Genomic DNA, 921 nt, shown 5'->3' on the forward strand with positions numbered 1-921 from the left:
TAGAGCTTGAAGGCTCCGGGGAACACTCGGGATGACAACCGGCGTATGCTGGAATACCAAACCATGCCAGGGGGGTGAGTTAGAATGGAGTGTATCGTGCACTTTGAGGTGCTGCATTCGGGCGGTCCGAAATCACTGCGGGGACTGCTGTTCATTGACGAGGGAACCGTTCCGGATGAGAACCAGCTGATCGACATGTTCAAGGAAATGAAATTCAATGTAAGGCTGGATGACCGGGAGAAATTGATATTCAAGCCTGTCAACCCGGATGCCGACTATTCCCAAATTCGGATTACGGAGTATGATGCCGGCGGCGGGAAGTCCGGGGAGGATCATGATTTGAAATCCATCATTGGCAACCTCCTGCCGCAGAAGCCGACAGGGCTGTGATGCGGCTCCGAAAGACCCGTTCTCTCCTCCGCAGAAGTTTGGAGAAGAATGGGTCTTTTCTGCAGCTGAGTTTAACGGGATACGAGAAGGAGGACTACATATGGAATTGTTGAAGCAAAAGGTAATCAGCGAGGGGATTGTGCTTGCCAAGGGTGTCTTGAAGGTGGACTCTTTCCTCAATCACCAGATGGACCCTTTCCTGATGCGTGAGATCGGGCGAGAGTTCAAGGAGCGGTTCGCGGAGGAAGGGGTTACGAAGGTGCTGACGATTGAATCCTCGGGCATTGCTCCGGGCATTATGACGGCGCTGGAGTTCGGGGTTCCGCTTATATTCGCCCGCAAGCAGAAATCGCTGACCTTGACGGAGGATATTTTCGTGGAGAAGGTCTATTCGTTCACCAAAAGAGAGACGAACGAAATCACCGTCTCCAAGAAGTTCGTCGCTCCGGGCGAGCGGGTGCTGATCGTCGATGATTTCCTGGCGAACGGCGAGGCCGCCTTCGGCCTGGCGCGGATTGTGGAGCAGGCGGG

Annotated in this window: 2 protein-coding genes; both read left to right on the plus strand. The window is 54.2% G+C overall.

What is annotated here, in order from left to right; genetic code table 11:
* Window positions 1–84: 84 nt before the first annotated feature.
* Entirely contained in the window at window positions 85–390 is a 306-nt protein-coding gene (locus L692_RS0123940; protein WP_025702472.1) for a hypothetical protein, read from the plus strand.
* A gap of 100 nt (window positions 391–490) precedes the next feature.
* Window positions 491–921, plus strand: a 431-nt coding sequence (locus tag L692_RS0123945) for a xanthine phosphoribosyltransferase (RefSeq protein ID WP_025702473.1), incomplete at its 3' end; no start/stop codon positions are given.

This window comes from Paenibacillus forsythiae T98 (assembly GCF_000520735.1).
GTDB lineage: Bacteria > Bacillota > Bacilli > Paenibacillales > Paenibacillaceae > Paenibacillus_AQ > Paenibacillus_AQ forsythiae.

Excerpts from the sequence above, each read along its gene's own strand:
- L692_RS0123940 (WP_025702472.1), top strand. The coding sequence starts at position 85 with ATGGAGTGTATCGTGCACTTTGAGGTGCTGCATTCGGGCGGTCCGAAA.